The 23,370-nt window shown below is 70.2% G+C and carries 27 protein-coding genes and 1 riboswitch; of the genes, 13 read left to right on the forward strand and 14 right to left on the reverse strand.

The features are described from left to right. Positions 1–71 precede the first annotated feature (71 nt). Positions 72–770, reverse strand: coding sequence for a M15 family metallopeptidase (locus CEP17_RS13030; RefSeq protein ID WP_112932542.1), 699 nt, complete (start codon positions 768–770; stop codon positions 72–74). A gap of 87 nt (positions 771–857) precedes the next feature. Here CEP17_RS13030 and CEP17_RS13035 point away from each other — a divergent pair, with 87 nt between their 5' ends. Both CEP17_RS13035 and CEP17_RS13040 read left to right on the forward strand, forming a co-directional pair. Further along, a complete protein-coding gene (locus tag CEP17_RS13035; protein ID WP_112932543.1) occupies positions 858–1,547 on the forward strand; it encodes a response regulator transcription factor in 690 nt (229 codons plus the stop codon). Next, positions 1,544–2,656, forward strand: coding sequence for a HAMP domain-containing sensor histidine kinase (locus CEP17_RS13040; protein ID WP_343234077.1), 1,113 nt, complete (start codon positions 1,544–1,546; stop codon positions 2,654–2,656). Before CEP17_RS13035 ends, CEP17_RS13040 begins: the two co-directional genes overlap by 4 nt. A gap of 16 nt (positions 2,657–2,672) precedes the next feature. On the opposite strand, the gene CEP17_RS13045 is transcribed toward CEP17_RS13040, so the two are convergent. Next, entirely contained in the window at positions 2,673–4,115 is a 1,443-nt protein-coding gene (locus CEP17_RS13045) for an XRE family transcriptional regulator (RefSeq protein WP_112932544.1), read from the reverse strand. Between the two features lie 127 nt (positions 4,116–4,242). Here CEP17_RS13045 and CEP17_RS13050 point away from each other — a divergent pair, with 127 nt between their 5' ends. Next, on the forward strand, positions 4,243–6,147 hold the full coding sequence (locus CEP17_RS13050; protein WP_112932545.1) for a phosphoenolpyruvate carboxykinase (GTP): 1,905 nt from the start codon (positions 4,243–4,245) through the stop codon (positions 6,145–6,147). On the opposite strand, the gene CEP17_RS13055 is transcribed toward CEP17_RS13050, so the two are convergent. The 3 genes from CEP17_RS13055 to CEP17_RS13065 are packed head-to-tail and all read right to left on the reverse strand — an operon-like array spanning position 6,125 to position 7,586. Next, positions 6,125–6,466 (reverse strand): hypothetical protein, encoded by a 342-nt coding sequence (locus CEP17_RS13055; RefSeq protein ID WP_039414060.1) that lies wholly within the window; start codon positions 6,464–6,466, stop codon positions 6,125–6,127. The genes CEP17_RS13050 and CEP17_RS13055 overlap by 23 nt on opposite strands. Beyond that, entirely contained in the window at positions 6,463–7,044 is a 582-nt protein-coding gene (locus tag CEP17_RS13060; RefSeq protein ID WP_148285484.1) for an Asp23/Gls24 family envelope stress response protein, read from the reverse strand. Before CEP17_RS13060 ends, CEP17_RS13055 begins: the two co-directional genes overlap by 4 nt. Further along, positions 7,041–7,586, reverse strand: a complete 546-nt coding sequence (locus CEP17_RS13065; protein ID WP_036317148.1) for an RNA polymerase sigma factor — start codon at positions 7,584–7,586, stop codon at positions 7,041–7,043. Before CEP17_RS13065 ends, CEP17_RS13060 begins: the two co-directional genes overlap by 4 nt. 245 nt (positions 7,587–7,831) lie before the next feature. Here CEP17_RS13065 and CEP17_RS13070 point away from each other — a divergent pair, with 245 nt between their 5' ends. The 6 genes from CEP17_RS13070 (at position 7,832) to CEP17_RS13095 (ending at position 10,192) form a co-directional block, all read left to right on the forward strand. Beyond that, complete coding sequence (locus CEP17_RS13070) at positions 7,832–8,251, forward strand: Asp23/Gls24 family envelope stress response protein (RefSeq protein ID WP_036317153.1); 420 nt, start codon at positions 7,832–7,834, stop codon at positions 8,249–8,251. Then, complete coding sequence (locus CEP17_RS13075) at positions 8,248–8,445, forward strand: DUF2273 domain-containing protein (protein ID WP_039414055.1); 198 nt, start codon at positions 8,248–8,250, stop codon at positions 8,443–8,445. The genes CEP17_RS13070 and CEP17_RS13075 overlap by 4 nt, the downstream gene beginning before the upstream one ends. 2 nt (positions 8,446–8,447) lie before the next feature. Next, complete coding sequence (locus CEP17_RS13080) at positions 8,448–8,759, forward strand: hypothetical protein (RefSeq protein WP_112932546.1); 312 nt, start codon at positions 8,448–8,450, stop codon at positions 8,757–8,759. After that, positions 8,756–9,358: a hypothetical protein gene (locus tag CEP17_RS13085; protein WP_112932547.1), complete on the forward strand. Its 603-nt coding sequence runs from the start codon at positions 8,756–8,758 to the stop codon at positions 9,356–9,358. The genes CEP17_RS13080 and CEP17_RS13085 overlap by 4 nt, the downstream gene beginning before the upstream one ends. After that, positions 9,355–9,915, forward strand: coding sequence for a hypothetical protein (locus CEP17_RS13090; RefSeq protein WP_112932548.1), 561 nt, complete (start codon positions 9,355–9,357; stop codon positions 9,913–9,915). Before CEP17_RS13085 ends, CEP17_RS13090 begins: the two co-directional genes overlap by 4 nt. A 79-nt stretch (positions 9,916–9,994) precedes the next feature. Next, positions 9,995–10,192: a CsbD family protein gene (locus CEP17_RS13095; protein ID WP_036314858.1), complete on the forward strand. Its 198-nt coding sequence runs from the start codon at positions 9,995–9,997 to the stop codon at positions 10,190–10,192. Positions 10,193–10,258: 66 nt separating this feature from the next. On the opposite strand, the gene CEP17_RS13100 is transcribed toward CEP17_RS13095, so the two are convergent. Then, positions 10,259–12,175, reverse strand: a complete 1,917-nt coding sequence (locus CEP17_RS13100; RefSeq protein WP_112932549.1) for an ABC transporter ATP-binding protein — start codon at positions 12,173–12,175, stop codon at positions 10,259–10,261. A gap of 97 nt (positions 12,176–12,272) precedes the next feature. Between CEP17_RS13100 and CEP17_RS13105 the strand changes: the two genes are divergently transcribed. The 3 genes from CEP17_RS13105 to CEP17_RS13115 are packed head-to-tail and all read left to right on the forward strand — an operon-like array spanning position 12,273 to position 14,907. Next, the gene (locus CEP17_RS13105) at positions 12,273–13,214 is read left to right on the forward strand and encodes an ATP-binding cassette domain-containing protein (protein WP_112932550.1); all 942 of its coding nucleotides are present in this window, start codon (positions 12,273–12,275) and stop codon (positions 13,212–13,214) included. Continuing rightward, a complete protein-coding gene (locus CEP17_RS13110; protein WP_036314844.1) occupies positions 13,211–14,083 on the forward strand; it encodes an ABC transporter permease in 873 nt (290 codons plus the stop codon). Before CEP17_RS13105 ends, CEP17_RS13110 begins: the two co-directional genes overlap by 4 nt. Continuing rightward, on the forward strand, positions 14,080–14,907 hold the full coding sequence (locus CEP17_RS13115) for an ABC transporter permease (RefSeq protein ID WP_112932551.1): 828 nt from the start codon (positions 14,080–14,082) through the stop codon (positions 14,905–14,907). The genes CEP17_RS13110 and CEP17_RS13115 overlap by 4 nt, the downstream gene beginning before the upstream one ends. 7 nt (positions 14,908–14,914) lie before the next feature. Here the strand turns inward: CEP17_RS13115 and CEP17_RS13120 are convergent, their stop codons facing one another. The 8 genes from CEP17_RS13120 to CEP17_RS13155 all read right to left on the reverse strand — a co-directional run bounded on the left by CEP17_RS13120 (position 14,915) and on the right by CEP17_RS13155 (position 22,236). Further along, entirely contained in the window at positions 14,915–16,309 is a 1,395-nt protein-coding gene (locus tag CEP17_RS13120; protein WP_112932552.1) for an MFS transporter, read from the reverse strand. Positions 16,310–16,513: 204 nt separating this feature from the next. Continuing rightward, entirely contained in the window at positions 16,514–16,864 is a 351-nt protein-coding gene (locus tag CEP17_RS13125; protein WP_112932553.1) for a Fe-S protein, read from the reverse strand. A gap of 133 nt (positions 16,865–16,997) precedes the next feature. Further along, positions 16,998–17,471 carry a 6,7-dimethyl-8-ribityllumazine synthase gene (gene ribH, locus CEP17_RS13130; RefSeq protein WP_112932554.1) on the reverse strand — a complete coding sequence of 158 codons (474 nt, stop codon included), beginning with the start codon at positions 17,469–17,471 and terminating at the stop codon, positions 16,998–17,000. Further along, positions 17,468–18,748 (reverse strand): GTP cyclohydrolase II, encoded by a 1,281-nt coding sequence (gene ribA / locus CEP17_RS13135; RefSeq protein WP_112932555.1) that lies wholly within the window; start codon positions 18,746–18,748, stop codon positions 17,468–17,470. The genes ribH and ribA overlap by 4 nt, the downstream gene beginning before the upstream one ends. Further along, positions 18,745–19,398, reverse strand: a complete 654-nt coding sequence (locus tag CEP17_RS13140; RefSeq protein WP_112932556.1) for a riboflavin synthase — start codon at positions 19,396–19,398, stop codon at positions 18,745–18,747. Before CEP17_RS13140 ends, ribA begins: the two co-directional genes overlap by 4 nt. Continuing rightward, the gene (gene ribD, locus CEP17_RS13145) at positions 19,398–20,477 is read right to left on the reverse strand and encodes a bifunctional diaminohydroxyphosphoribosylaminopyrimidine deaminase/5-amino-6-(5-phosphoribosylamino)uracil reductase RibD (RefSeq protein WP_112932975.1); all 1,080 of its coding nucleotides are present in this window, start codon (positions 20,475–20,477) and stop codon (positions 19,398–19,400) included. The genes CEP17_RS13140 and ribD overlap by 1 nt, the downstream gene beginning before the upstream one ends. A 69-nt stretch (positions 20,478–20,546) precedes the next feature. Continuing rightward, a riboswitch (FMN riboswitch) is annotated at positions 20,547–20,702 on the reverse strand. Positions 20,703–20,769: 67 nt separating this feature from the next. Next, on the reverse strand, positions 20,770–21,633 hold the full coding sequence (locus tag CEP17_RS13150; protein ID WP_112932557.1) for a DNA-formamidopyrimidine glycosylase family protein: 864 nt from the start codon (positions 21,631–21,633) through the stop codon (positions 20,770–20,772). Between the two features lie 33 nt (positions 21,634–21,666). After that, the gene (locus CEP17_RS13155) at positions 21,667–22,236 is read right to left on the reverse strand and encodes a GNAT family N-acetyltransferase (RefSeq protein WP_112932558.1); all 570 of its coding nucleotides are present in this window, start codon (positions 22,234–22,236) and stop codon (positions 21,667–21,669) included. Positions 22,237–22,498: 262 nt separating this feature from the next. On the opposite strand from CEP17_RS13155, the gene CEP17_RS13160 reads away from it, so the two are divergent. Then, positions 22,499–23,365: a type IV toxin-antitoxin system AbiEi family antitoxin domain-containing protein gene (locus CEP17_RS13160; RefSeq protein WP_162722455.1), complete on the forward strand. Its 867-nt coding sequence runs from the start codon at positions 22,499–22,501 to the stop codon at positions 23,363–23,365. Positions 23,366–23,370: the final 5 nt, after the last annotated feature.

Raw genomic sequence — 23,370 nt, forward strand, 5'->3', positions numbered from 1 at the left:
CACAAACAGCGAGCGTACACCCAACCGCGCCACCCCACCACGCGCGTCCGCTGCTGCACGCGCGTGCACGCTCACCGGGCCAGGCGCGGATCGCTCGACGGGTCGGCGTACGTCGGCGGGCACCCGTTCCTGCCGGCATCCGGTCGCAGTTCGACGTGCCACGGCTCGTTGTCGTACACCAGGCACAGCCCGAACGCCGGACCGTGACGGGCGATCCAGTCCTGCGTGCCGCTGCCGTCGAGGTCGGCGGCGGCGCCCTGCACGTGCAGGGAGGTTTCGGCCGTCGCGACCCACCGCGCCGCGCGCTCGCGCGAACCGTACTGGCTCACCGCCTGCGACAGCAGCGACTCCTGCTGCGCGGGCGAGCGCCAACCGCTCGTGACGAAGAAGCTGACGCCGTCGGCGTAGGCCTGGGTGCTCGCGCGCTGGAGGGCGTCGAGGAGTGCGGGATCCATCCGCGAGATGCCCGGGTACTGCGTGTCGAACGGGGTCACGCCCCAGGGCAGGTAGCCGTCGGCGACGGACGTCGCCGCATCGGTGGGGGCATCCGTCTCGCCGAGGCTCGGCGCAGACGACGACGTCGACGAGTCCGACATCGACCCGCGGGACTCCGCGGGTGGCAGGTGCGTCAGCGGGTCTCCGAGCAGCAGCATCAGCACCGTGGCGGTGACCAACACGAGAGCTGCGGTCATCCCGGCGGCGAGAAGCCATCGCCGGCGGAGGTGGTGGGCAGAGGGGGCCGTGGGCGGAGTGGAAAGGTGACGTGCCATGTGGGCGAGTCAAACGCGGAGGCCGTTGCGGGAGCGTCGCCGAAATCCGATACGCCGACGATATGCGTGGCCTCCTAGCATCGAAGAATGCGCGTGCTGGTCCTGGAGGACGAACCCCTGCTGGCCGATGCGATCCGTGACGGGCTGCGCCTGGAAGCGATCGCGGCCGACCTCGCGGGCGACGGCGATACCGCGCTGGAGTTGCTGTCCTACACCGACTACGACGTCGCCGTGCTCGATCGCGATGTTCCGGGGACATCGGGAGATGCGGTCGCGGCGTCGATCGTGCAGGGCGGCACGGGGGTGCCGATCCTCATGCTGACCGCCGCCGACCGGCTCGACGACAAGGCGTCGGGATTCGAGCTGGGCGCCGATGACTACCTCACCAAGCCGTTCGCGATGCGCGAGCTCGTTCTGCGGCTGCGCGCCCTCGAGCGTCGTCGCCGACGGGTGCGCCCACCCGTGCGCGAACTCGCCGGCATCCGCCTCGACCCCTTCCGTCGTGAGGTGTACCGCGACGGTCGCTATGTCGCGCTCACTCGCAAGCAGTTCGCCGTCCTGGAGGTGCTGCTCGAAGCGGGCGGCGGCGTCGTCAGCGCCGAGGAACTGCTCGCACGCGCCTGGGACGAGAACGCCGATCCTTTCACCAACGCGGTCCGCATCACGGTGTCCGGTCTGCGTCAACGGCTCGGTGGTCCCGCCGTGATCGCGACGGTCTCCGGCGTCGGCTATCGCGTCGAGGTGCCGGCGTCCGACGCTGAGGCGGAGGGGAGGTGAGTGCGACACCGTCGCCCTCTCCCGGTGCGCGCCGGCGTGCCGCGGGGCTGACCTTCCGGGTGAAGCTCATGCTCAGCTACGCCGGCACGGTTGCGCTCGCCGGCGCTCTGTTGCTGTCCGTCGTGTGGCTGTTCCTCCTGCGATACGTCCCGGAGGAGGCGGCGCCGACGACCGGCGGGTTCATGCCGGGTCGCGGCGATCTGCTGCGGGCATTCGTGCCACCCGCGCTCGCCGCGTGGGCCCTGCTGATCGTCGTCGGACTGGTGGGTGGGTGGTTCCTTGCCGGGCACATGCTCGCGCCGCTGGGGCGGATCACCCGCGCCACGCGGCTGGCCGCCGCCGGATCGCTGTCGCATCGGATCGGCGCCCACGGCCCCGACGACGAGGTGCGCGAGCTCGCCGACAGCTTCGACGCCATGCTGGCGCGCATCGAAGCGCAGGTCGCGGAGCAGCGTCGCTTCGCCGCGAACGCATCGCACGAGTTGCGCACACCGCTGGCCATCACCCGGGCGATGCTCGACGTTGCCGCCGCTGACCCGGACCGTGACGTCGACGCTCTGCTCACGCGGCTGGCTCGCGTCAACGGACGGGCGATCGAGCTCACCGAGGCGCTGCTCTCGCTCAGCCGCGCCGAAGGCGGGGCCCTCGACCCCGTCCCCGTCGATGTCTCACTCCTGGCCGATCAGGCCGCGGAGACCTTTCTGTCGCTCGCCGAATCGCGGGGAATTGCTCCGCAGCTCGAGACACTGCCGGGCATCGCGCGGGGATCTCAGTCGCTGCTGCAGCAGCTCGTCGTCAACCTCGTGCACAACGCGATCGTGCACAACTGCGATGATCACGGCTGGGTGCGAATCGGTGTGCGCTCGGCGCAGGGCAGCGTCGGTCTGTGCGTGGAGAACTCCGGGCCCGTCGTCCCGTCGGAGATGCTCCCGACCCTGCTGGAGCCGTTCCAGCGCGGGGCGCAGCGCGCACATAGCGGCGAGCACGAGGGAGCCGGTTTGGGACTCGCGATCGTCGCGGCGATCGTTCGTGCGCACGACGGGAGCCTGACCCTGTGGCCGCGCGACGACGGTGGGCTGCTCGTGGAGGTCGTCCTGCCGGCCGCGTAGGCTCCGCTCGGCGCCATCAGCCCTGGGCGTGCCGGTCGAGGAAGGCGTACACCTCGCCGTCGTCGACGCCGGGGAAGGCGCCGCGCGGCAGCGGCGAGAACATCTGCATGTGCACGCGGGCACTCGGCCACGCGCGACCCTCCCAGCGCGCCGTGAGCTCGGCATCCGGACGCCGGCAGCACGATTCGTCGGGGCACGTCGAACTCGCCCGCTTCTGGGTCTCACGTCCGCGGAACCAGCGTGCGTCGTCGAAGGGCACCCCGACGGTGATCGAGAACTCGCCGTCCGAGGTGCGTCCGGTCTGGGACGAGCACCAGAAGGTGCCGGCGGGGGTGTCGGTGTACTGGTAGTGCTCGACCGTGCGGTTCTGCTCCGAGAAGGCGGAGCGGGCGGCGAAGTGGCGGCAGACGACCTGGCCTTCGACCGAACCGGTGACATCCATCGGCAGCGGCAGGTCGTCGTTCTCGTAGGCGCGGGTGATGGCGCCCGAGCCGTCGACCCGCAGGAAGTGCAGGCGGATGCCGATGTGCTGCGTCAGGAGGTTCGTCAGTCGCATGCCCGCGGCCTCGTGGGTCACGCCGAAGGCATCGCGGAAATCCTCGACGGCGAGGTTGCGGTCCTTCTTCGCCTGGGCCAGAAAGGCGACCGAGGCGGTCTCGGGCATGAGGCAGCAGGCGGCGAAGTAGTTGATCTCGAGCCGTTGCTGCAGGAAGTCGGCGTAGTCGCTGGGTGGTGTGTGCCCGAGCAGGCGGTGGGCCATGGCCTGCAGGGCCATCGAGCGCAGGCCGTGTCCGCCGGGGATGGATGCCGGCGGCAGGTAGATCCGGCCGTTCTCCAGGTCGGTGACCGAACGGGCCGAGTGGGGGAGGTCGTCCACGTAGATCAGCTCGAATCCCAATTGGGACGCCATGATGCTCACCGTGCGGTGGGTGAGGGCCCCCGAGACGTGGCCGGCGGCCTTCAGCTGCTTCTCCGCGAGCTTCTCGATGTCGGGGAGGTAGTTGTCCTTGGCGCGCATGCGCAGGCGCAACTCCGTGTTCGCCCGCCGGGCCTCTTCAGGGGTTGCGATGGCTGCGCGCTCGCGACGCTGCAGTTCACGGTGCAGCCCCAGCACCGACTCGATCGTCTCGTCGGAGGTCGCTTTGGTCACCCGCAGAGCCGGGATGCCGAGGCTGCGGAAGACGGGGGACTGCTGTGCACGTTCGAGTTCGAGCTCGAGGGCGGCTCGACGGTTCGGCGGCTCGGCCGACAGCAGATCGGTGACGTCCGTGCCGGTGGCGGCGGCGATGGCCTGCAGCAGCGACAGTTTGGGCTCGCGCTTGCCGTTCTCGATCAGGCTCAGCTGGCTGCCGGCGACACCGACGATCGCGCCGAGCTCGTCGAGCGTGAGTCCGTGCGACACGCGCTGGTGACGGATGCGATGTCCGAGCGTCGACAGCTCCAGGGAGGTGGGTGGCATTCCTTGAGCATAGCGAAAGAATCACGTTTCTTGACGGCATCCTTGTGTGCAAAACCCTCCTCACGCCTTCAATCTGGAAGAGACCCCTCCGGATCGCCCCACCGACGCCACGCTGAAGGAGCCCGACATGGCCATCGCCGACATGTTCACCCGTCCCACCGCCACGCGCACCCCCGCGGCGGTCGACGCGACGGACGAGCCCCGGAGCGGCTTCGGCATGCGGCCGGTCCTCGCCGGCACGGGCCTGGAGGCCTTGCACGCCTGGGTCGATGAGATCGCTGCCCTGACGCAGCCCGCGCGCATCCACTGGGTCGACGGCTCTCGTGCGGAGAACGACGCCCTTCTTCGCCAGCAGGTCGAGGAGGGCAAGCTCATCAAGCTCAACCCCGAGTGGCGACCGGGCTCGTACCTCGCCCGCTCGCACCCGAGCGACGTCGCCCGCACCGAGGCGCGCACCTTCATCGCCTCGGCGCGAGAGGAGGATGCCGGCCCCACCAACAACTGGGCGCAGCCGGACGAGATCCGGGCGACCATCATGCCGCTGTTCGAGGGGTCGATGCGGGGGAGGACGATGTACGTCGTGCCCTTCTCGATGGGCGCGGTCGGCGGTCCGCTCTCGCACATCGGCGTCCAGATCACCGACAGTGCGTACGCCGTCACCTCCATCGGCATCATGACCCGGGTCGGCACCGCCGTCGTGGAGCAGATCGCCGCGGGCAAGCCGTGGGTCAAGACGGTGCACTCGGTCGGTGCGCCGCTGGCTCCCGGCCAGGAGGACGTGGCGTGGCCCTGCAACGACGAGAAGTACATCGTCCACTTTCCCGACACGCTCGAGGTGTGGTCGTTCGGATCCGGCTACGGCGGCAACGCGATCCTCGCGAAGAAGTGCTTCGCGCTGCGCATCGCCTCGGTCATCGGGCGTGAAGAGGGGTGGCTCGCCGAGCACATGCTGCTGATCCGCGTCATCAGCCCGGAGGGCAAGCGCTTCCACCTCGCCGCCGCCTTCCCCTCCGCGTGCGGCAAGACCAATCTGGCGATGCTGCGCCCCACGATTCCGGGGTGGCGCGTCGAGACCCTCGGCGACGACATCGCGTGGCTTCGCCCCGGCGACGACGGGCGGCTGTGGGCCATCAACCCCGAGGCCGGCTTCTTCGGGGTGGCGCCGGGAACGGGCGCGTCGACCAACGTGGCGGCTGTCGAAACGCTGTGGGGCAACACGATCTTCACGAACGTGGCCCTGCGTCCCGACGGAGACGTGTGGTGGGAGGGTCTCACCGATGACGTCCCGTCGGAGCTGATCGATTGGGAGGGCAACCCCTGGACGCCGGCGATGGGGCGCCCGGCCGCACACCCGAACTCGCGCTTCACCGTCAGCGCGGGACAGTGCCCGCAGATCGCCCCCGACTGGGAGACTCCGCAGGGCGTGCCGCTGGACGGCATCCTGTTCGGTGGGCGTCGGGCCACGAACGTCCCCCTCGTGCTGGAGGCCACCGATTGGACGCACGGCGTGTTCCTCGGCTCCAACATCTCCTCCGAGCGCACCGCCGCCGCCGAGGGGACCGTCGGTGAGCTGCGCCGCGACCCCTTCGCGATGCTCCCGTTCTGCGGCTACAACATGGCGGACTACTTCGGTCACTGGCTCAAGGTCGGTCAGCGTCTGCGCTTCGACCGCGCCCCGCGCATCTTCCAGGTCAACTGGTTCCGAAAGGGCGACGACGGCCGCTTCCTCTGGCCGGGTTTCGGTGACAACGCACGCGTGATCGACTGGATCATCCGCCGCATCGAGGGTGTCGTTCCGGCCATCGACAGCCCGATCGGACGACTGCCCCGCACGGAGGATCTGAACCTCGAGGGCATCGAGGTTCCGGACGCCGACCTCGAGGCCCTGTTCGCGATCGACCGCGACCTGTGGCTGCAGGAGGCCGGGCTCACGGAGGAGTTCTACCGCACGTTCGAGGGACGGGTGCCCCCGGCGCTGTACGCCGAGCTCGCGGCTCTTCGCTACCGCCTCAAGCTCGCCGCGTCGCGGTGATGCGGCTGACGCGCACGGTGACGTGTGCGTCAGGTGCGCCCAGCGCCTCGCGCACCCGCAGCGCGACCTCGCTCGCCACCGCGGCGACGCGACCGCCCGTGACGCCGATGCTCACCGTCACCTCGAGCGCCTGCGCGCGCCGCGTCACCACGCTGTACGCGCCGTCGCCGGCGAGCGTCGCCCGCCACAGGCGAGCCGGGAGGGCGGCGGCGTAGTACAGCTCGGCCACGCCGGTGACCGCCCTCGCGGCGGCATCCACGATCAGGGCGAGCTCGGTGGGCGCGTCGCCGCTCGCCGATCGGGTCGCGGTGTCGCTCATCGCTCCTCCTCCCGCAGCCGCAGCGAGTCGATCGTGACGTCGACGACGCCGACGGTCCATCCGCCGTACTCCTCGAGATCGGCGCGCACGCGCTCTCGCACCGAATCTGCGATGCGCGCAAGTCCGCGTCCCGCGCCGAGCACGCTGTCCAGGACGCTGATCGTCAGCCGCACGTCGACGCGTACATCCTCGTGGAGCGTGAGATGCACCCGTTCTACGAGCACGCCCTCCACCGCGTCGCCGGCGTCGCGGACGAGACCGCGCACGGCGCCCTCGGTCACCACGACGCGTACCGGGTCGTCGTCGACGAGAGGCAGGTCGCGCCCCGCGCGAGATTCGCGGGCGACTTCGCCGAGAATCTGTTGGAACCAGGTCTCGGAGACATCGTCACGGGCGTCGGTCTCGATGAGTTCGCGCGACAGTGCCCCGAGGCGGTCCATCGAATCCAGCACGGCTCGGCACTGCGCATCGCCGTCGATCGCGGGGATCGCCGGCGTCCGTCCGCGCTCGTGATAAGCCGCGAGCTCCTCGAGGGTGTGGCCCGAATCGCCGATCTCCTCGCGCGTCATCCCGCTCACCTCCACTCCTTCATCCGGTCGTAGATGGTCGCCCGCGCCCGCGCGAGCCTGCCGCGCACCGCCGTGGCGGACACGCCCAGCTCGCGGGCGATCTCGTCGTAGCCGTATCCGCTCACCTCGCGCAGGAGCCAGGTCGTGCGTTGCTCGACCGGCAGCTCGTCCAGCACGCGCCGCAGCATGTCCAGTTGAGAGGATGCCACGGCAGACTCGTCGGGTGTGGGCTGCAGAGCCTCGGGCTCCGTATCCTCGATCGGTGCGGTGGGCGCCGCGCTGCGCAGACGGTCGGTGGCCTTGCGTGCCACGATCGTCGACAGCCAGGAACGGACGCGGTCGGGCTCGCGCAGTTCCGGGAGACGTCGCCACGCGATGATCAGGGCCTCCTGCACGCAGTCGTCGGCGTCGGCGCGTGAGCGCAGCAGCCGGGTGGCGAAGCCGATCAGGTAACCGCTGTGCCGACGCACGAGCACCGCGAACGCGCGCTCGTCGCCGTCGGCGGCGCGTGCGGCCAGAACGCCGTCTTCGACGTGTGTCAGCGTGTCCACACCGCTTCCCCCCTCGCGCCGTCGTCACCCTGCGGGCCGCGCGATGCCCCCTGCATACCTCGACCGTGCCACGCGCAGCTGACGCCGCCAAGGGGTTGCGTCGCCGCCGCGCAGCCATTAAGCGCGCCGACAGCTCCCGCGGCGGCACTCAGCGAACTGCCAGGAAATCCACCGTGACGAAACCCCTGCGGCATCCGTCACACCTGTGAACGCCCTCACCGGAGGGCCGGAAAGGACAAGACATCATGGCTACCACGACCCCCACCACCTCCGCCGTCGCACCTGCTGCGGGCGCCGGCAAGACCGTCATCGTCGACCCGGTCATCGCCAAGATCGCCGGCATCGCCGCCTCTTCCGTGCCCGGCGTGCACGCCCTCGGCGGCGGAGCCGCGCGCGTCATCGGCAGCATCCGTGAGGCCGTGGGCGCCAAGGATCTGGGTCAGGGTGTGAACGTCGAGGTCGGCGAGACGCAGGTCGCCGCCGACATCACGATCGTGGCCGAGTACCCCGAGCAGCTGCAGCGCGTCGCGACCGACGTGCGCACGGCCGTCGCCGATGCCATCACCGAGCTCGCCGGCATGGAGGTCACCGAGGTCAATGTGACCGTCGTCGACGTCCACATCCCGGGTGACGACGAGGCTCCCGCCCCGGAGCGTGTCCAGTGACCGGCGGGGGTCCCACGGTGTGGGGAGCGGTCGCGGGCGCGGTGCTCGCCGTCGCCGCACTGGCGTTCGGCTTCTGGGGCATGGTGCTCGTGGCGGCTCTCGCCGCCATCGGCGGCCTCATCGGCGCCGCGGTGTCGGGTCGCATCGACCTGCGCGCCGCGATCGATGCCGCCCGCGGCCGGCGGGTGGGCTGACCATGGATGCCGCACGGATCCCCGGTCGGGTCACCATCTCCGCACGGGCCTACGAGCGCGTCGCGGCGGCGGTCCTCGCCGATGAGCTGGGCGTTCCCGCCCGCGCGTCCCGCGCCCACGTGCGCGACGCGGGCGGGGCCCTCGCCCTGGATCTCACCAGCGGCATCCGAGCCGACGGCGACCCCATCGCGGCCAGCGCCGCTGCCGCACGCACCCGCACCGGTGAGCGCGTGAGCGCACTCACCGGAGCACTGGTCGGAGACATCCGACTGCGCATCACTCACCTCGTCACGCAGAACAGGAGCAGCTCGTGAACACCACATCGGCACCCGTCGAGGTCGTTCCGGCGGGAGCGCCCGACCGGCTTCAGAGCGCGGCTGCGCGGCGTCTGCAACGACGTTCGCGTGCTGTCTGGGTGAGCTGCGCCCTGGTCGTGATCATCGTCGTCGCCGCGGCGCTGGCCACCGAGCTGGTGCTGTCGGCTCTCGGGCGCCCCGCGCTGCTCGTGGCCCCGGACGCCGTTCGCTCGGCGCTCGCCGAGGGGGGGACGACCGGCACGATCGTCGCTGCGGCGGCCGCACTGTTCGGCATCGTGTGTCTCTGGGGTGCATTGGCGCCCGGGCGCACTCATCGCCGGGCCCTGGCCGCCGGCCGGGTACCCCTGGTGGTCGACGACGCGATCGTGGCCGGCGCCCTCTCGCGCGCCGCCGCCACGGCCGCAGCCGTCACCAACTCCCACGTGTCCACGCAGCTCGACGCTCGTCGTGCGCGCATCTCCCTCACTCCCGCGACCGGCTTTCCGGTCGACCGTGAACAGGTGGAGCGCGCCGCCGATCGGCTGCTCACCGAACTCGGCGCGGCGCCTCGACTGACGGCTCGCGTCGAGGTGACCCCGGAAGGACGGCTGTCATGAGCCCGGCATCCCGCTTCGTCAACCGCACGATCCTCTTCGTGCTGGCCGTGGGCGCCCTCGCCGTCGCCGCGACCGCGGCCTGGCCGCTCTTCGCCGAGGGGCGACCGTCGCCGCTGCTGGCCATGGCCGCCGATGTCGTCCGCGGCACGGGGGTGGCACCGCAGACCCAGGCGTGGATCGCTGCGGGCATCCTCGCGCTGGTCGTCGTGATTGCGCTCGTGGTCGTGCTCACCCGCGGTGAGCGGCACGTCCGGGCGGTCCTCGACGAGGGCGGCATCGCCATCGATGACGGCGTCGTCGCCGATCTGCTCCGGCAGTCGCTCGCGGACGTGCCCGACGTGCTGGCGGTCTCGGCGGTGACCTCTCGCCGTCGCCGTCGCCGGCTTCTGCGGGTGCGGGTGCAGGTGCGCCCGCGCGCCGACCTGGGACTCGTCCAGCGTCGCGTCGCCGGTGCGGTCGCCGATACCGACCGCCGGCTGGGGCTCGCGCTACCACTGGTCGTCCAGCTCACGGGCGGTCTGCGTTCCGCCGTCGCCCACGAGCGCCGCGTCGCCTGACGAACGACGCTCACCGAACTCCCGGGCCGCCCGGGATCCCCAAAGAAACCGGAACCATCACCAGAGAAAGGAGTCCCTCATGGGCCTCGCAGATGACATCAAGAACACCGCCGAGAACCTGACCGGCAAGGCCAAGGAGGCGATCGGTAACCTCACCGACAACGACAAGCTCGTCGCCGAGGGCAAGGCCGACCAGGTCAAGGCCCACGCGAAGGACGCCGCAGCCGACGTCAAGGATGCGGCCAAGGACGCGAAGGACGCTCTCGGCGGTAAGTGACCAGCGCTGACAGCAGAGGGGCCCGCCGGTGACGGCGGGCCCCTCGTCGTCTGTCGGGGTCGCGGGTCAGACGAGCAGCTGGTGCTTCGCGAGGTCGCGGTACAGCGGCACCGTCTCGACGAGTTCGGAGTGGGTGCCCTGCCCGACGACTCGACCGTGATCCATCACGACGATGAGGTCGCTGTCGACGACCGTCGACAAGCGGTGCGCGATCACGACGAGCGTCCGCCCCGAGGCGACGGCGTCGATCGCTTCGCGCATGCGCTGTTCGTTGAGGCCGTCGAGCGATGACGTCGACTCATCCAGCAGCAGCACCGGGGGAGCGGCGAGAAGGGCGCGGGCGATCGCCAGCCGTTGCCGTTCGCCGCCCGACAGCATGACGCCGGCCTCGCCCACCGGCGCGTTCAACCCCAGGCTCGAGCGTTCCAGGACGTCGCCGAGGTTCACGGCGCGCAGCACCCGGGCGCATTCCTCGTCGGATGCCGACGGCGACGCCAGCCGCAGGTTGTCCGCGATCGTCCCGGCGAGCGTCGGCGCGTCCTGCTCGACATAGCCGAGCTGGGCACGCAGCCGCGTGCGGTCGATCCCGCGCAGGTCGACACCGTCGAGCAGGATCGAGCCTGCCGTCGGGTCGTAGAACCGCTCGATCAGGGCGAGAGCGGTGGACTTTCCCGCCCCCGACGGCCCGACGAGGGCGACGCGCGCCCCGCGGGGGACGCGGAACGACACCCCGCGCAGCACCTCTCCGGGCGCCTCCGAGACCGCCACCGTCGCGTCGGCGTGGGCTTCGGCGAGCAGAGCCGCCGCCTCGGTCTCCGAGCGGCGGCGCGCGCTGACCACGGCATCCGGGTAGGCGAAATGCACCTCGCGGAACTCGATCGCGGCGGTCGTCTCGTGGCTGTCGTGTGCGGCGGCCGTGGAGATCGGGGAGGTGCCGACGGCGACCGATGCCGCGACCTCCGCATCGCACGCGGTCTCGGTGCGCAGGTCCAGGACCTCCTGGATGCGCCCCAGCGCCCCCAACGCCTGGCCGACCGAGGTGATTGCGCCGAAGAACGAGCCGAGCGGCTGCACGAGGAAGAACAGGAACATCACGAATGTCACCAGCCCGGCGATCGTGATCGCGCCCGAGGCCACGCGGAAGCCGCCGACGCCGAGCACGACGAGCAGCGACAGCTGCAGGGCGACGCCGGCGACCGGAACCACGAACGCCGATGCCTTGGCGACCTGCACCCCGGCCTCGTACGCTCCCCGCGCGGTGTGCTCGATGCTCTCGCGTTCGCGTTCGGACGCGCCCGAGGCGCGGATCGTGCGGATCGATCCGACGGCGCGCTCCACGCCCGAGGCCAGCTCTCCCACCTTCTCCTGCTGAACGGCGGTCGCGCGGCGGATGCGGCCGCTGAGCGCCACCACGACGGCGACCGACGCGCCGACTACGACCAGGATGAGCACGAGCAGCACCGGGTCGATGATGAACATCGCCACGATCGCGCCGACGAAGATGAGCGCGTTGCCGATCGAGTCCGCCAGACCCTGGGTGAGCACCGCATACAGCAGGGTCGTGTCGGTGCCGACCCGCGAGACGAGGTCACCGGTGCGCCGCGCGTCGTACTCCTGGACGGGAAGATGCAGCAGCTGGGCGATGAGACGGCGCCGACTCGAGTAGACGACGGCCGTACCGGTGCGCTGCAGGAGGAAGTGCTGGATGCCGCTGATCACGGAGGAGGCGACGACGAGGCCCACCAGCACCCACACCAGCAGGCCGAGCGGGTCCTGCTTCTGCACCCGGTCGATGACCTGACCGACCACCAGAGGCTGGGCGAGGGTCGCGACGGCGGCGAGCACGCTCAGCACCGCGACGACGACGAGCACGCCCTTCTGCTCGAAGACGAAGGGGAGCAGCTGTCGCAGACTCGCGCGAGGGCCGTCATCGGGCGTGCGGCGTCGGGAGCGGGAAGGGCGGGTGGTGCTGGCAGAGGACATGAGGAGCTTTCCTGCGGTGTTCGGGTAGTTCTATCTTCCCTCTCGACGACGACGAGCGGCGCCGCACGGTGTCGGAGGCACTGGGTAGGGTGGGTCGGTGCCTGCTCCCGTCATCTCCGCGCATCAGCTCGTGAAGTCCTACAAGGTCAAGGGCAAGGCCGACTTCGTCGCCGTCGACGGCCTCAGCTTCGAGGTCGCGCCCGGCGAGTCGTTCGGTCTTCTCGGACCCAACGGTGCCGGCAAGTCGACGACGATGAAGATGATCGGCGCCGTCTCGACCCGCTCGGGCGGCGACCTGCAGATCCTCGGCCTCGACCCGGATCGCTACGGTCCCGAGATCCGGTCGCGGCTCGGCGTCGTGCCGCAGCAGGACAATCTCGACGGCGAGCTCAACGCCCGCGAGAATCTGTACATCTACGGCCGGTATTTCGGCCTCCCCAGCAAGGTGTGCCACGAGAAGGCCGATGAGCTGCTCGCCTTCGCGCAGCTCGAGGACAAGGCGAAGAACAAAGTCGACCAGCTCTCCGGCGGCATGAAACGGCGCCTCACCATCGCGCGAGGGCTCATCAACGATCCGCGCATCCTGCTGCTCGATGAGCCGACCACGGGCCTCGACCCGCAGGCGCGTCACGTCCTGTGGGACCGCCTGTTCCGCCTCAAGGAGCGCGGCACGACCCTGGTGCTGACCACGCACTACATGGATGAGGCCGAGCAGCTGTGCGATCGCCTCATCGTCGTCGACAAGGGGCGCATCATGGCCGAGGGCACCCCGGCATCCCTCATCCGGGAGCACTCCAGCCGTGAAGTGCTCGAAGTGCGCTTCGGTTCGGATCGCAACGCCCAGGTCGCCGGCCAGCTGGCCGGTATCGGCGACCGCGTCGAGGTGCTTCCCGACCGCATCCTCATCTACGCCGACAACGGTGAGGCCGCCCTCGAGCGCGTCACCTCGCTGGGACTCGAGCCGATCACCTCGCTCGTGCGCCGCTCCTCGCTGGAGGACGTCTTCCTCCGCCTCACGGGAAGGTCGCTGATCGAATGAGCACCTCGTCGACGGATGCCGCGGCGCACCCGAGCCTGGAGGCGTTGCGGGCCGAGGCGATGCAGTGGGGTCGCAAGCCCCGCCGTCGCGGCACCTGGTACGTCACCGAGCACATGGTGCGCGCCATGCGCGCCTACGGCTGGACGATCATCGTCGGCGCCGTCGGTCAGCCCATCCTGTACCTGCTGGGGCTCGCCGTGGGCCTGGCGGCCCTCATCCGCGTGCCGATCGTCGATCACGGCCAGGAGGTGAGCTACCTCATGTTCGTCGCCCCGGCGCTGCTGGCGACCGCGACGATCTCGGTGGCCAGCGAGGAGCTCACCTACCCGGTCATGGCGGGCTTCAAGTGGCGCCGCTACTTCTACGGCTTCAACGCGTCGCCGCTGTCGAGCCCGCAGATCGCGAACGGCGTGGTCGCGGGAGCGACCGCGCGTATGGTCGTCGCCTCGGCGGCGTACTACCTGATCGTGTGGCTGCTGCCGTTCGGGGCGGTGCCGCACCCGGCGACCGGATGGCTCGCGGTGTTCGCCGGGGTGCTGGCGGGGCTCGCCTTCGGCATCCCGCTCATGGCCTATGCGGGCTCGATCGAAGACGACAAGGGACAGTTCGCTCTCGTGCAGCGCTTCCTCTTCATGCCGATGTTCCTCTTCTCCGGAACGTTCTATCCGCTGGACTCGCTGCCCCTGTGGCTGCAGTGGATCGGGTGGATTTCGCCGCTGTGGCACGGCGCGGAACTGGGCCGTGTCGCCACCTACGGCGCGGCGGTCGACCCCGTGATGGTCGCCGTCCACCTCGTCTATCTGCTCGCTCTCGCGGTGGTCGGCTATCTGTTCGCCCGCCGCGTCTTCACCGAGAGGCTCGCGAAATGAGCGCGGTCGTCGAGGCGCCGCAGGGGGCCGTCCGTCGCGGAGGCGTGCGCGCCCTGTGGGCGGGCAACCCCGGTGCCGTCGTCCAGCGCGGCCTGATCGCTGCGCGGTCTTCCAGCTGGGCGGTCGTGCTCTCCGGCTTCTTCGAGCCCGTGTTCTACCTCGCCTCGATGGGTATCGGCCTCGGCGCGCTCATCGGCGACGTCGAGACCGCACAGGGCGCCAGTGTCAGCTACGCCGCCTTCATCGCGCCGGCACTGCTGGCGGTCTCTGCGATGAACGGCGCCATCTACGACTCCACCTGGAACGTCTTCTTCAAGCTCAACTACGGCAAGCTCTACGAGGGCATGCTCGCGACCTCGCTGGGCCCGCTCGACGTCGCGCTGGGTGAGATCCTCTACGCGCTGCTGCGCGGTCTCGCGTACGCGACCGGGTTCATGATCATCATGCAGATCCTCGGGCTCAACCTCGCGTGGACGGCGGTGCTCGCCCTGCCCGCGGTGGTCCTGATCGCGTTCGGCTTCGCGAGCCTCGGCATGGCCGTCACGAGCTACATGAAGACGTTCCAGCAGATGGACTGGATCAACTTCGTCCTCCTGCCGATGTTCCTCTTCTCCGCCACCTTCTACCCGATCACGGTCTACCCCGGCTGGGTTCAGCAGATCGTCATGGCCCTGCCGCTGTGGCACGGCGTGGAGCTGATCCGGGGGCTGACCACCGGCATCCTGAACGTCGACATGCTGTGGCACGTCCTCTACTACGCCGTGATGATCGCGATCGGTCTCGTCTTCACGACGAAGCGGCTGCGCGCGCTGTTCCTCGACTGAGCGCTCGTCAGAGCGAGCCGGTCTCGCCGAGGCCGATGTTCGTCTCGTAGTCGACGTCCTTGGTCTCGCGGGAGAGGATCAGTGCGATGAGAGTGAGCACGGCGGAGCCCGACAGGTAGACGCCCACGAGCCACGGCTCGCCGCCGGCGGCGGCCCAGAGTCCCAGGGCGATCGACGGTGCGACAGCGGCGCCCAGGATCGACGAGACGTTGTAGGCGATCGCCGAACCCGTGTAGCGGACGTTGGTCGGGAAGAGCTCCGGCAGCACGGCGCCCATGGGGCCGAAGGTGGCTCCCATCAGCATGAAGCCGAAGACGAGGAAGGCCTGCACCAGTGCGCCCGTGAACTTCGGATCGACGGCGGGCAGCAGGAACACGTTGAACGTGAGGCCGAGCACACCGATCAACGCCGTGACCCAGATGAGCAGCTTCCGCCGGCCGACCGCGTCGGCGATGGGACCCGACAGCAGCGTGAAGACTCCGAAGAACACCACGCCGATGATCTGCATGATCACGAAGTCGGTGTAGCCGAATCCGAGGCCGGCGACCGGCGCATCCGTCGCCTTCGTGCCGTAGGCGAGGGTGAAGCTCGTCATCAGGTAGAAGAGCACATACGTGGCCAGCATGATGAACGTGCCGAGGATCAGGTTCTTCCAGTGTCCGCGGACGACCTCGCCCAGGGGGAAGCGGCGGATGGCGCCCTTCTTCTCGGCGGTCGTGAAGGTCTCGGACTCGACGAGCTTCAGGCGCACCCAGAGGCCGATGATCACCATGACGGCCGAGAAGAGGAAGGGCACACGCCAGCCCCAGGCGAGGAAGGCCTCGGAGCGCTGGGTCGGGCCGTCGGGGTGCGGCAGGGCGAAGTTGATCACGAGGAAGAGCGCGTTGGCGATGATGAAGCCGATCGGAGCGCCCAGCTGGGGAAAGGTGCCGTACCAGGCGCGCTTGCCCTTCGGGGCGTTCTCGGTGGCCACGAGCGCGGCGCCCGACCACTCGCCGCCGAGGGCGAAGCCCTGGAAGAGGCGGAGGATCAGCAGCAGGAGCGCTGCCCACCAGCCGATTCCGGCGAACGTCGGCAGACACCCGATCAGGAAGGTCGCGATACCCATCGTGAGAAGCGACGCCACGAGCGTGGCCTTCCGACCGAAGCGGTCGCCGAAGTGTCCGAAGACCACCGCGCCGATGGGGCGCGCGATCATCGCTGCCCCGAAGACCGCGAACGACGACAGGAGGGCGGTGGTCTCGTTGCCGGTCGGGAAGAAGAGGGCGGGGAAGACGAGCACGGCGGCGGTCGCGTAGACGTAGAAGTCGTAGAACTCGATCGTCGTTCCGACCAGGCTCGCAGTGATCACGCGAGCGCGGGAGTTGACGGGTGCGGCGGGGGCCGCGGTGGCGGTGGACATGCGCAGAGGCTACCTATCGATGAGAGATCGCAGGTCCTCGTGGGACGCACCGGTGGTGGACGTCCGGGGCAGGGGTGTGTGCAGCGGGCGCCGCGACAATGAGGTCACCGGGGCGCCGGCAGGTTCCCGGCGCACGGCTATCGAGTCTACGCCGCGTGGGGCGTCTCGGCCGTGCGCCGGGAATCTCCGCGTGGAGACGCGGGGTCAGCGCCAGAGCACCGCGAGGGCGGCGTTGAGGATGGTCAGGATGCCGACCAGCCAGAACATCACGGGCGGCACCGCGCTCGCCTTGCGCTGGCGCGCGGTGCCGATCCCGAGGAGCGCGCCGATCGCGAGCAGCACGACGAGCTTGACGCCGAGCTTGGTGTAGTTCAGCGGGTAGTCGATGCCCCACGGGGCGGCCAGAGCGAGGCCGGCGACGGCCGCGATCAGCATGCCCCACGTCATGAGTCGGGTGACGCGGCGCTGGCCCACCGCCTCGACGACCCAGGCGCCGAAGAGGATGGCGAATCCGGTGAGGTGGACGAGGACGACGACGTGACGCAGGATCTCCATGCCTTCAGCCTAACTGATAGTCGCCGATTCCGCGCGCCCGCTCGCGCGCGCACGCAGCGACCGGAAGCGACGTCCCCGCCCGGTCGTTGAGCGAGCGCAGCGAGTCGAAACGCCGCCGGCGCTGGGGGAGCTGTCAGCCGCGAAGGCGCTGGAGGAGCAGCGCGGTGCGCAGCGCGGCATCCGCGGCTTCTGCACCCTTGTCCTCCTTCGAACCGGGCAGGCCCGCCCGGTCGATGCCCTGCTGCTCGTCGTCCAGGGTCAGCACCCCGAAGCCGACCGGCTTGCCGGTGTCGAGGGCGACCCGGGTGAGGCCGTCGGTGGCGGCAGACGAGACGAAGTCGAAGTGCGGCGTGCCGCCGCGGATGATCACACCGAGCGCGACGACGGCATCCGCCCCGGCATCCAGAGCCGCCTTCGCCGCGACGGGCAGCTCGAACGAGCCGGGTACGCGCTCCAGGCTCCACTCGGCGCCGGATGCCGAGAGCACCCGCTCCGCACCGGCGATCAGGCCGTCGGTGATGACGTCGTGCCACAGACCGGCGATGACGACGACGCGCAGTCCGGTGGCGTCGATCGGGGCGGTCTCAGGGGCTCCGTGGCCGCTCATGCGTGCTCCTCCGTGCTGTGCGCGAGAGCCGCATCGAGCTCTTCGGCGGTGATGATGTGGCCCATGCGATCGCGCTTGGTCGCCAGATATTGGTGGTTGTTGGCGCCGACGCCGACCAGCAGCGGCACCTGCTCGACGATATCGAGTCCGAGCTCGCGCAGTTGCTTGACCTTGTCGGAGTTGTTGGTCAGCAGGCGGATGCGATCGACGCCGAGGTCGGCCAGGATGCCGCCGGCCGCCGCATAGTCGCGGGCATCGGCGGGCAGGCCCAGGGCGAGGTTCGCGTCGACGGTGTCCAGACCCCGCTCCTGCAGGCTGTAGGCGCGCAGCTTGTTGATGAGGCCGATGCCGCGGCCCTCGTGACCGCGCATGTAGATGACGACCCCGCCGTCCTTGTCGATACGGTCCAGAGCGGCATCCAGCTGCGGGCCGCACTCGCACTTCTGCGAGCCGAACGCTTCTCCGGTGAGGCACTCGGAGTGCACCCGCACGAGCGGCGCGTCCTCGGTGAGGTCACCCGAGACGACCGCGATGTGATCGGTGCCGGTCACCCGGTCCTTGTACGCGAGGAAGCGGAACGTGCCGTGGGACGTGGGCACGGTCGCTTCGGCGCGCAGGCTCACGCGGCGCTTCTGCGCCGCCGCGACACTCGCCGGAGCTCCCGTCGGCTCGATCTCGTCGAGGTAGGCGATGAGCTGCTCGATCGTGATCACCGGAACGCCCTCGCGCGCGCCGAGCTCTTCCAGGCCCGGCAGGCGCATCATCGATCCGTCCTCGGCGACGACCTCGCCGATCGCGGCGACCGGCTGCAGGCCCGCGAGGCGCATGAGCTCCACACCGGCCTCCGTGTGACCCGCACGCTCGCGCACTCCGCCGTCCACGGCGCGCAACGGCAGGATGTGACCCGGTCGGATCACCGACGACGGAACGGATGCCGGGTCGGCGAGCACGTTGAGCGTGTGCGAGCGGTCGGTCGCGCTGATGCCGGTCGAGACGCGGTCGGCGGCGTCCACGCTCACGGTGTAGGCGGTGCCGCGAGCGTCCTCGTTCACCGCCACCATCGGCGGCAGGTCGAGGCGGTCGGCCCACTCGGCGGGCATGGGCGCGCAGATGAAGCCGCTGGACCAGCGGATCGTCCAGGCGAGCCATTCGGGCGTGGCGAGCTGAGCCGACAGGATGATGTCGCCTTCGTTCTCGCGGCTCTCGTCGTCGGCGACGATGACGGGCCGTCCGGCGCGCAGCGCCTCGAGGGCCTCGGGGATGGTGGAAAGGCTCATCGTGAGCCTCCTTCGGTGAGGGAGTCGGTGGAATCGGACACAGGGGGAGCGAAGGCGAGCAGGCGCTGCACGTGACGCGCGAGGATGTCGGTCTCGAGGTTGACGCGGTCTCCGGCGACGCGGTCGCCGAGGGTCGTCGCCTCCAGGGTCTCGGGAATCAGCGACACCTCGAACCAGGCATCGGCGGCGGCGGCATCCGACGCATTCGAAACCGTGAGAGAGACCCCGTCGACGGCGATCGATCCCTTGTCGACGACGAGCGGAGCGAGGTCCGCGGGCAGTGAGATGCGGATGACCCGCCACTGCGCTCCGGGGCGAACCTCCCGAACCGTGCCGGTCCCGTCGACGTGTCCCTGAACGATGTGTCCGCCCAGGCGGCCGTGCGCGGCCATGGCGCGCTCGAGGTTCACGCGGGTGCCGGGACCGAACGCGCCCAGGGTCGCCATGTCCAGGCTCTGGCGCATCACGTCGGCGGTGAACCAGTCCTCGCCCTGGTCGACGACGGTCAAGCAGACGCCGCTGACCGAGATCGAGTCTCCGTGGTGAGCGTCGGAGACGGCCAGCGGTGCACGGACGGTCATCCGCACACCGTCGCCCGACGGCTCGACGGCGACGATCTCGCCGCGCTCTTCGATGATTCCGGTGAACATCAGTTCTCTTCCTTCGTGGGGGAGGTGGGGGAGGATGTCGCGTCGTCGAACCACCCGACGACGAGCAGATCGTCGCCGAGGTGTTCGACGGATGCCGCGTGCAGGCGCCGCTGCTCGCCGATCGAGGTCACGCCGATGTCGCCGAGAGCGAGACGCGGGCCGCCGATCAGGGTCGGGGCGACGTAGACGAGCACCTCGTCGGCCAGTCCTTCGCGCAGGAACGACGAGGCCAGTGCCGGACCGCCCTCGACGAAGACACGGTGGGCGCCCAGTTCGCCCAGGCGCTCGAGGAGATCGGGGAGGTCGTCGCCCTCGTCCTGCATGAAGGGGCGCGGATGCCGCCGCACGGCGGCCTCCTGCGGCACGGCGCGAGTTCCCACGACCACGGGGCGCGGCTGGTCGTCGTAGAGCGAGCCGTCGGCACGGCGTGCGGTCAGGGCCGGATCATCGGCGAGCAGCGTGCCGGTGCCGACCACGATGGCGTCGGCGAGGCTGCGGCGGCGGTGGACGTCGGCGCGGGCTTCGGGGCCCGTGATCCACTGGCTGGTGCCGTCGGCGGCGGCACCGCGGCCGTCGAGTGACTGCGCCCACTTCACGGTGACGTGCGGGCGGCCGAGGCGCTGCACCTCCAGCCAGGACGCCAGCAGGGCGGTGCCCTCGTCTGCGCGCCAGCCGCCGATCACATCGACCCCGGCCTCTCGCAGACGCGCGGCGCCGCCCGACGACGCCTCCCCGGGGTCGGTGACGGCGAACACGACGCGGGCGACGCCGGCGGCGATCAGCGCTTCACTGCAGGGTCCGGTGCGGCCGGTGTGGTTGCACGGCTCGAGGGTGACGACGGCGGTCGCGCCGCGCGCGGCATCCGGCCCCGCCGCGGCGGCGAGGTTCATCAGCGCGTCGACCTCCGCATGGGCCGTGCCGGCGCCCCGATGCCACCCCTCGGCGAGCACGTCGCCGTCGGGGGAGAGCAGCACGGCGCCGACCTGCGGATTCACGCCGCGCGGGCCCCGGCGAGCGATCTCCAGGGCGCGCTGCATCGCACGGTCGATCGCCGTGTCGTCGCGGTCTGTCGCGGCCATCCGTCGTCCTTCTGTGAGGCTCCGGGGCACGGCCGACACCGCAGATCCCGCCGCGGCGTGCGCGACGGCATCCGTGCTGCCTCCCATCCGGACTAGCGATCGGGTTCTCGTTGAACCGTCACGCATCACCGTCGGTCCCGGAATTCCACCGGATCAACCCCTCCTGGGAGGAGCTCGCGGACTGTCACCGCCGGTTCGGATTCACACCGACCCCGGAGCACGTTTCTTGCACTTGATCCTAGTCAACGCCCTGCAGAGGATTTCATTCCGTGTCGGTGCAGAGCGCGCTGCCCTATTTCAGCAGTCGCGACAGTCGCCGGTCGGCGAGCAGCTTTCCGCCGGTCTGGCAGGTGGGACAGTACTCCAGCGAGTTGTCCGCAAAGAAGACGCTGTGTACCTCGTCGCCGCACACCGGGCAGGCCTCACCCCGCCGGCCGTGCACCGACATTCCGCGACGTTTCGCATCCTTCAGATCTGCCGGGGGCCTGCCGGACGCCGATGCGACGGCATCCGTCAGTGTCGTGCGCATCGCGGTGTAGAGGCCGTCGACATCGGCATCGGTCAGGCTCGCCGCGAGCGCATAGGGCGACATCCTCGCCGCGTGCAGGATCTCGTCGGAGTAGGCGTTACCGATGCCCGCGATGATCGCCTGGTCGCGCAGCAGCCCCTTGATCTGCGTGCGGCGCCCGGCCAGCAGGGCGGCGAGAGCGTCGCGCGTGAAGTCAGCCGAGAGCGGATCGGGACCCAGTCGTGCGATGCCCGGCACATCCTGCGCAGCGCGAGCGGCGTACACGGCGAGGGACTTCTTGGTGCCGGCCTCGGTCAGGTCGAATCCGGCGCCGTCGTCGAGGCGCACGCGCAGCGCGATCGGTGTCTTGCCCGGTCGGATCACCGTGTCGGGGACCGTCTCGTACCAGCGCAGCCAACCGGCCTTGGCGAGATGGAAGATGAGATGGATGCCGGCATCCGTCGCCAGGTCGACGAACTTGCCGTGGCGCCGGGCTTCACTGATGCGGCCCCCGACGAGGCCGTCGATGGGCGGGTCGTAGGTCTTGAGCGCCGCGATGTTGGCGACCGTCACCTTCGTGATGGTGCGTCCCGTCGCGCGCTCGGCGAGGAAGTCGACGAGACCTTGCACCTCCGGCATCTCGGGCATGGCCTCATCCTGCCACTGCGCCCCGTCACCGCGTCAGGGGCAGTCGGCGGCGGGCCACACCTGTGGGGCGCGCTCATCGTCGGCGAGCAAGCCCGCGATGAGGCCGTCGGCGCGCACGCCGGCTCCGTTGACGAGAGCGGAGCGTACCCGGCCCTCGTAGCGGAATCCGAGTCGCTGCGCGACGCGGTGCGATGCGGGATTGTCGACCACGGCGCGCCACTCGATCCGTTGCAATCCCAGTCCGTCCGGAGAAAAGCCCCAGTCGATCACCCTCTGCGCCGCCTCCACGACCAGTCCCCGACCGCGCGCGGCGGGCGTCATCCAGTAGCCCAGTTCGCCGGATCCCTGGCCGAGGCGATGCAGGCCCATCATGCCGGCGAGCATGCCGTCGTGGCGCAGCGCCCAGGTCGCCTCCGTCTCGGCATCCCACCAGCCCGCGACTTTGTCGACGAACCCCTCGGCGTGCGCGCGCTCGTACGGCGACGGCACCGTCGTGAAGCGCTGGATCAGCTCGTCCTGGCAGGCGGCGTAGATCGCGTCGACATCGTTCTCGGTCGGCAGCGAAAGTTCCAGTCGCGTCGTCCGCAGTGTCACCGGTTGCATGCCGCGAGCCTATCCCCGCCCGCCCGCCCGCCCGCCCGACCCGCCCGCCTGCCCGACCCGTCCCGACGGTGCATAACTCCGCCTGAACGGTGCCGCCGCCTCGTTTCGCGACAACCGCAACCTCTTCAGATGGAGTTGTGCACGGCATCCGCGAACCCCTCCCCAGCGCAGCATCCGAGCGTTCTGTCCGCAGATCGACTGACACGCCGGCCCTGCATCCCGGCGCCGGTCGAGCATCGTCGTCGTGGACCAGGTTGAATGCGTGAGTTCCCGAGAACTACGACAGGCGGGCATGAGCCGTCGCCAGATCACCGACGCCGTACGCGCGGGCGCGATCATCCGCGCCCGCCGCGACCACTACCTGGTGGCTGACGCACCCCGGTCGATCGTCGCGGCCGTGCGCGTCGGGGGCCGGTTGACCTGTCTCAGTCTGCTCGCCGCCGAGGGGGTGTTCGTGTTCGCCAACGATGCCCTCCACGTGCATCTTCAGCGCGGGTCGAGCAGACTGCGCGGCGCCGAAGGGGTTCGTACGCCGATTTCACCTCGGCATCGGCGAGACCGGCTGACGCTGCACTGGCTCCCGCTGATGCAGCCGGATCGGGCGAATTCGGTGCGTGTGGGCCTGCTCGATGCTCTCGCGCACTCCGTGCTCTGTCAGCCTCCCCGGCACGCTATCGCGACCCTCGACAGTGCACTGAACCGCGGCGCGATCGTGCGCTCCGATCTCGACCGGATCTTCGATGTGCTGCCGCGGAAGTATGGTGCGCTGAGGCCGCTGGTCGACGGTCGGTCGCAGGCCGGATCGGAGACCCTCGTGCGTCTGATGGTGCGCGCGACGGGGGCGCACGCGGAGCCGCAGGTGTTCTTCCCCGGCGTCGGCTGGGTCGACCTGCTGGTCGAGGGATGGCTGGTCATCGAGTGCGACAGCCGGCAGTTCCATTCGGACTGGAGGCAGCAGGTCAAGGACCGCGACCGGGACCTCGCGCTGGCCGCCCAGGGCTGCGTCGTGCTGCGGGTCACGGCCGCTCAGGTCTTCTTGCGCCCGCAAGACGTGCAGGCCGCGATCCGAGCCCTTCTCCGCGCACACGCCGTTGCCCGGCCTCGGCCGGCACGCTCGCGGCGTGCGTAACTCCG

This window comes from Microbacterium sp. PM5, from assembly GCF_003293595.1.
Taxonomy (GTDB): Bacteria; Actinomycetota; Actinomycetes; order Actinomycetales; family Microbacteriaceae; genus Microbacterium.

Coding starts and splice junctions, on each gene's coding strand:
- CEP17_RS13030 (WP_112932542.1), bottom strand. CDS start 770: ATGGCACGTCACCTTTCCACTCCGCCCACGGCCCCCTCTGCCCACCAC.
- CEP17_RS13035 (WP_112932543.1), top strand. CDS start 858: ATGCGCGTGCTGGTCCTGGAGGACGAACCCCTGCTGGCCGATGCGATC.
- CEP17_RS13045 (WP_112932544.1), bottom strand. CDS start 4,115: ATGCCACCCACCTCCCTGGAGCTGTCGACGCTCGGACATCGCATCCGT.
- CEP17_RS13050 (WP_112932545.1), top strand. CDS start 4,243: ATGGCCATCGCCGACATGTTCACCCGTCCCACCGCCACGCGCACCCCC.
- CEP17_RS13055 (WP_039414060.1), bottom strand. CDS start 6,466: ATGAGCGACACCGCGACCCGATCGGCGAGCGGCGACGCGCCCACCGAG.
- CEP17_RS13070 (WP_036317153.1), top strand. CDS start 7,832: ATGGCTACCACGACCCCCACCACCTCCGCCGTCGCACCTGCTGCGGGC.
- CEP17_RS13080 (WP_112932546.1), top strand. CDS start 8,448: ATGGATGCCGCACGGATCCCCGGTCGGGTCACCATCTCCGCACGGGCC.
- CEP17_RS13090 (WP_112932548.1), top strand. CDS start 9,355: ATGAGCCCGGCATCCCGCTTCGTCAACCGCACGATCCTCTTCGTGCTG.
- CEP17_RS13095 (WP_036314858.1), top strand. CDS start 9,995: ATGGGCCTCGCAGATGACATCAAGAACACCGCCGAGAACCTGACCGGC.
- CEP17_RS13100 (WP_112932549.1), bottom strand. CDS start 12,175: ATGTCCTCTGCCAGCACCACCCGCCCTTCCCGCTCCCGACGCCGCACG.
- CEP17_RS13110 (WP_036314844.1), top strand. CDS start 13,211: ATGAGCACCTCGTCGACGGATGCCGCGGCGCACCCGAGCCTGGAGGCG.
- CEP17_RS13115 (WP_112932551.1), top strand. CDS start 14,080: ATGAGCGCGGTCGTCGAGGCGCCGCAGGGGGCCGTCCGTCGCGGAGGC.
- CEP17_RS13120 (WP_112932552.1), bottom strand. CDS start 16,309: ATGTCCACCGCCACCGCGGCCCCCGCCGCACCCGTCAACTCCCGCGCT.
- CEP17_RS13125 (WP_112932553.1), bottom strand. CDS start 16,864: ATGGAGATCCTGCGTCACGTCGTCGTCCTCGTCCACCTCACCGGATTC.
- ribH (WP_112932554.1), bottom strand. CDS start 17,471: ATGAGCGGCCACGGAGCCCCTGAGACCGCCCCGATCGACGCCACCGGA.
- ribA (WP_112932555.1), bottom strand. CDS start 18,748: ATGAGCCTTTCCACCATCCCCGAGGCCCTCGAGGCGCTGCGCGCCGGA.
- CEP17_RS13140 (WP_112932556.1), bottom strand. CDS start 19,398: ATGTTCACCGGAATCATCGAAGAGCGCGGCGAGATCGTCGCCGTCGAG.
- ribD (WP_112932975.1), bottom strand. CDS start 20,477: ATGGCCGCGACAGACCGCGACGACACGGCGATCGACCGTGCGATGCAG.
- CEP17_RS13150 (WP_112932557.1), bottom strand. CDS start 21,633: ATGCCCGAGATGCCGGAGGTGCAAGGTCTCGTCGACTTCCTCGCCGAG.
- CEP17_RS13155 (WP_112932558.1), bottom strand. CDS start 22,236: ATGCAACCGGTGACACTGCGGACGACGCGACTGGAACTTTCGCTGCCG.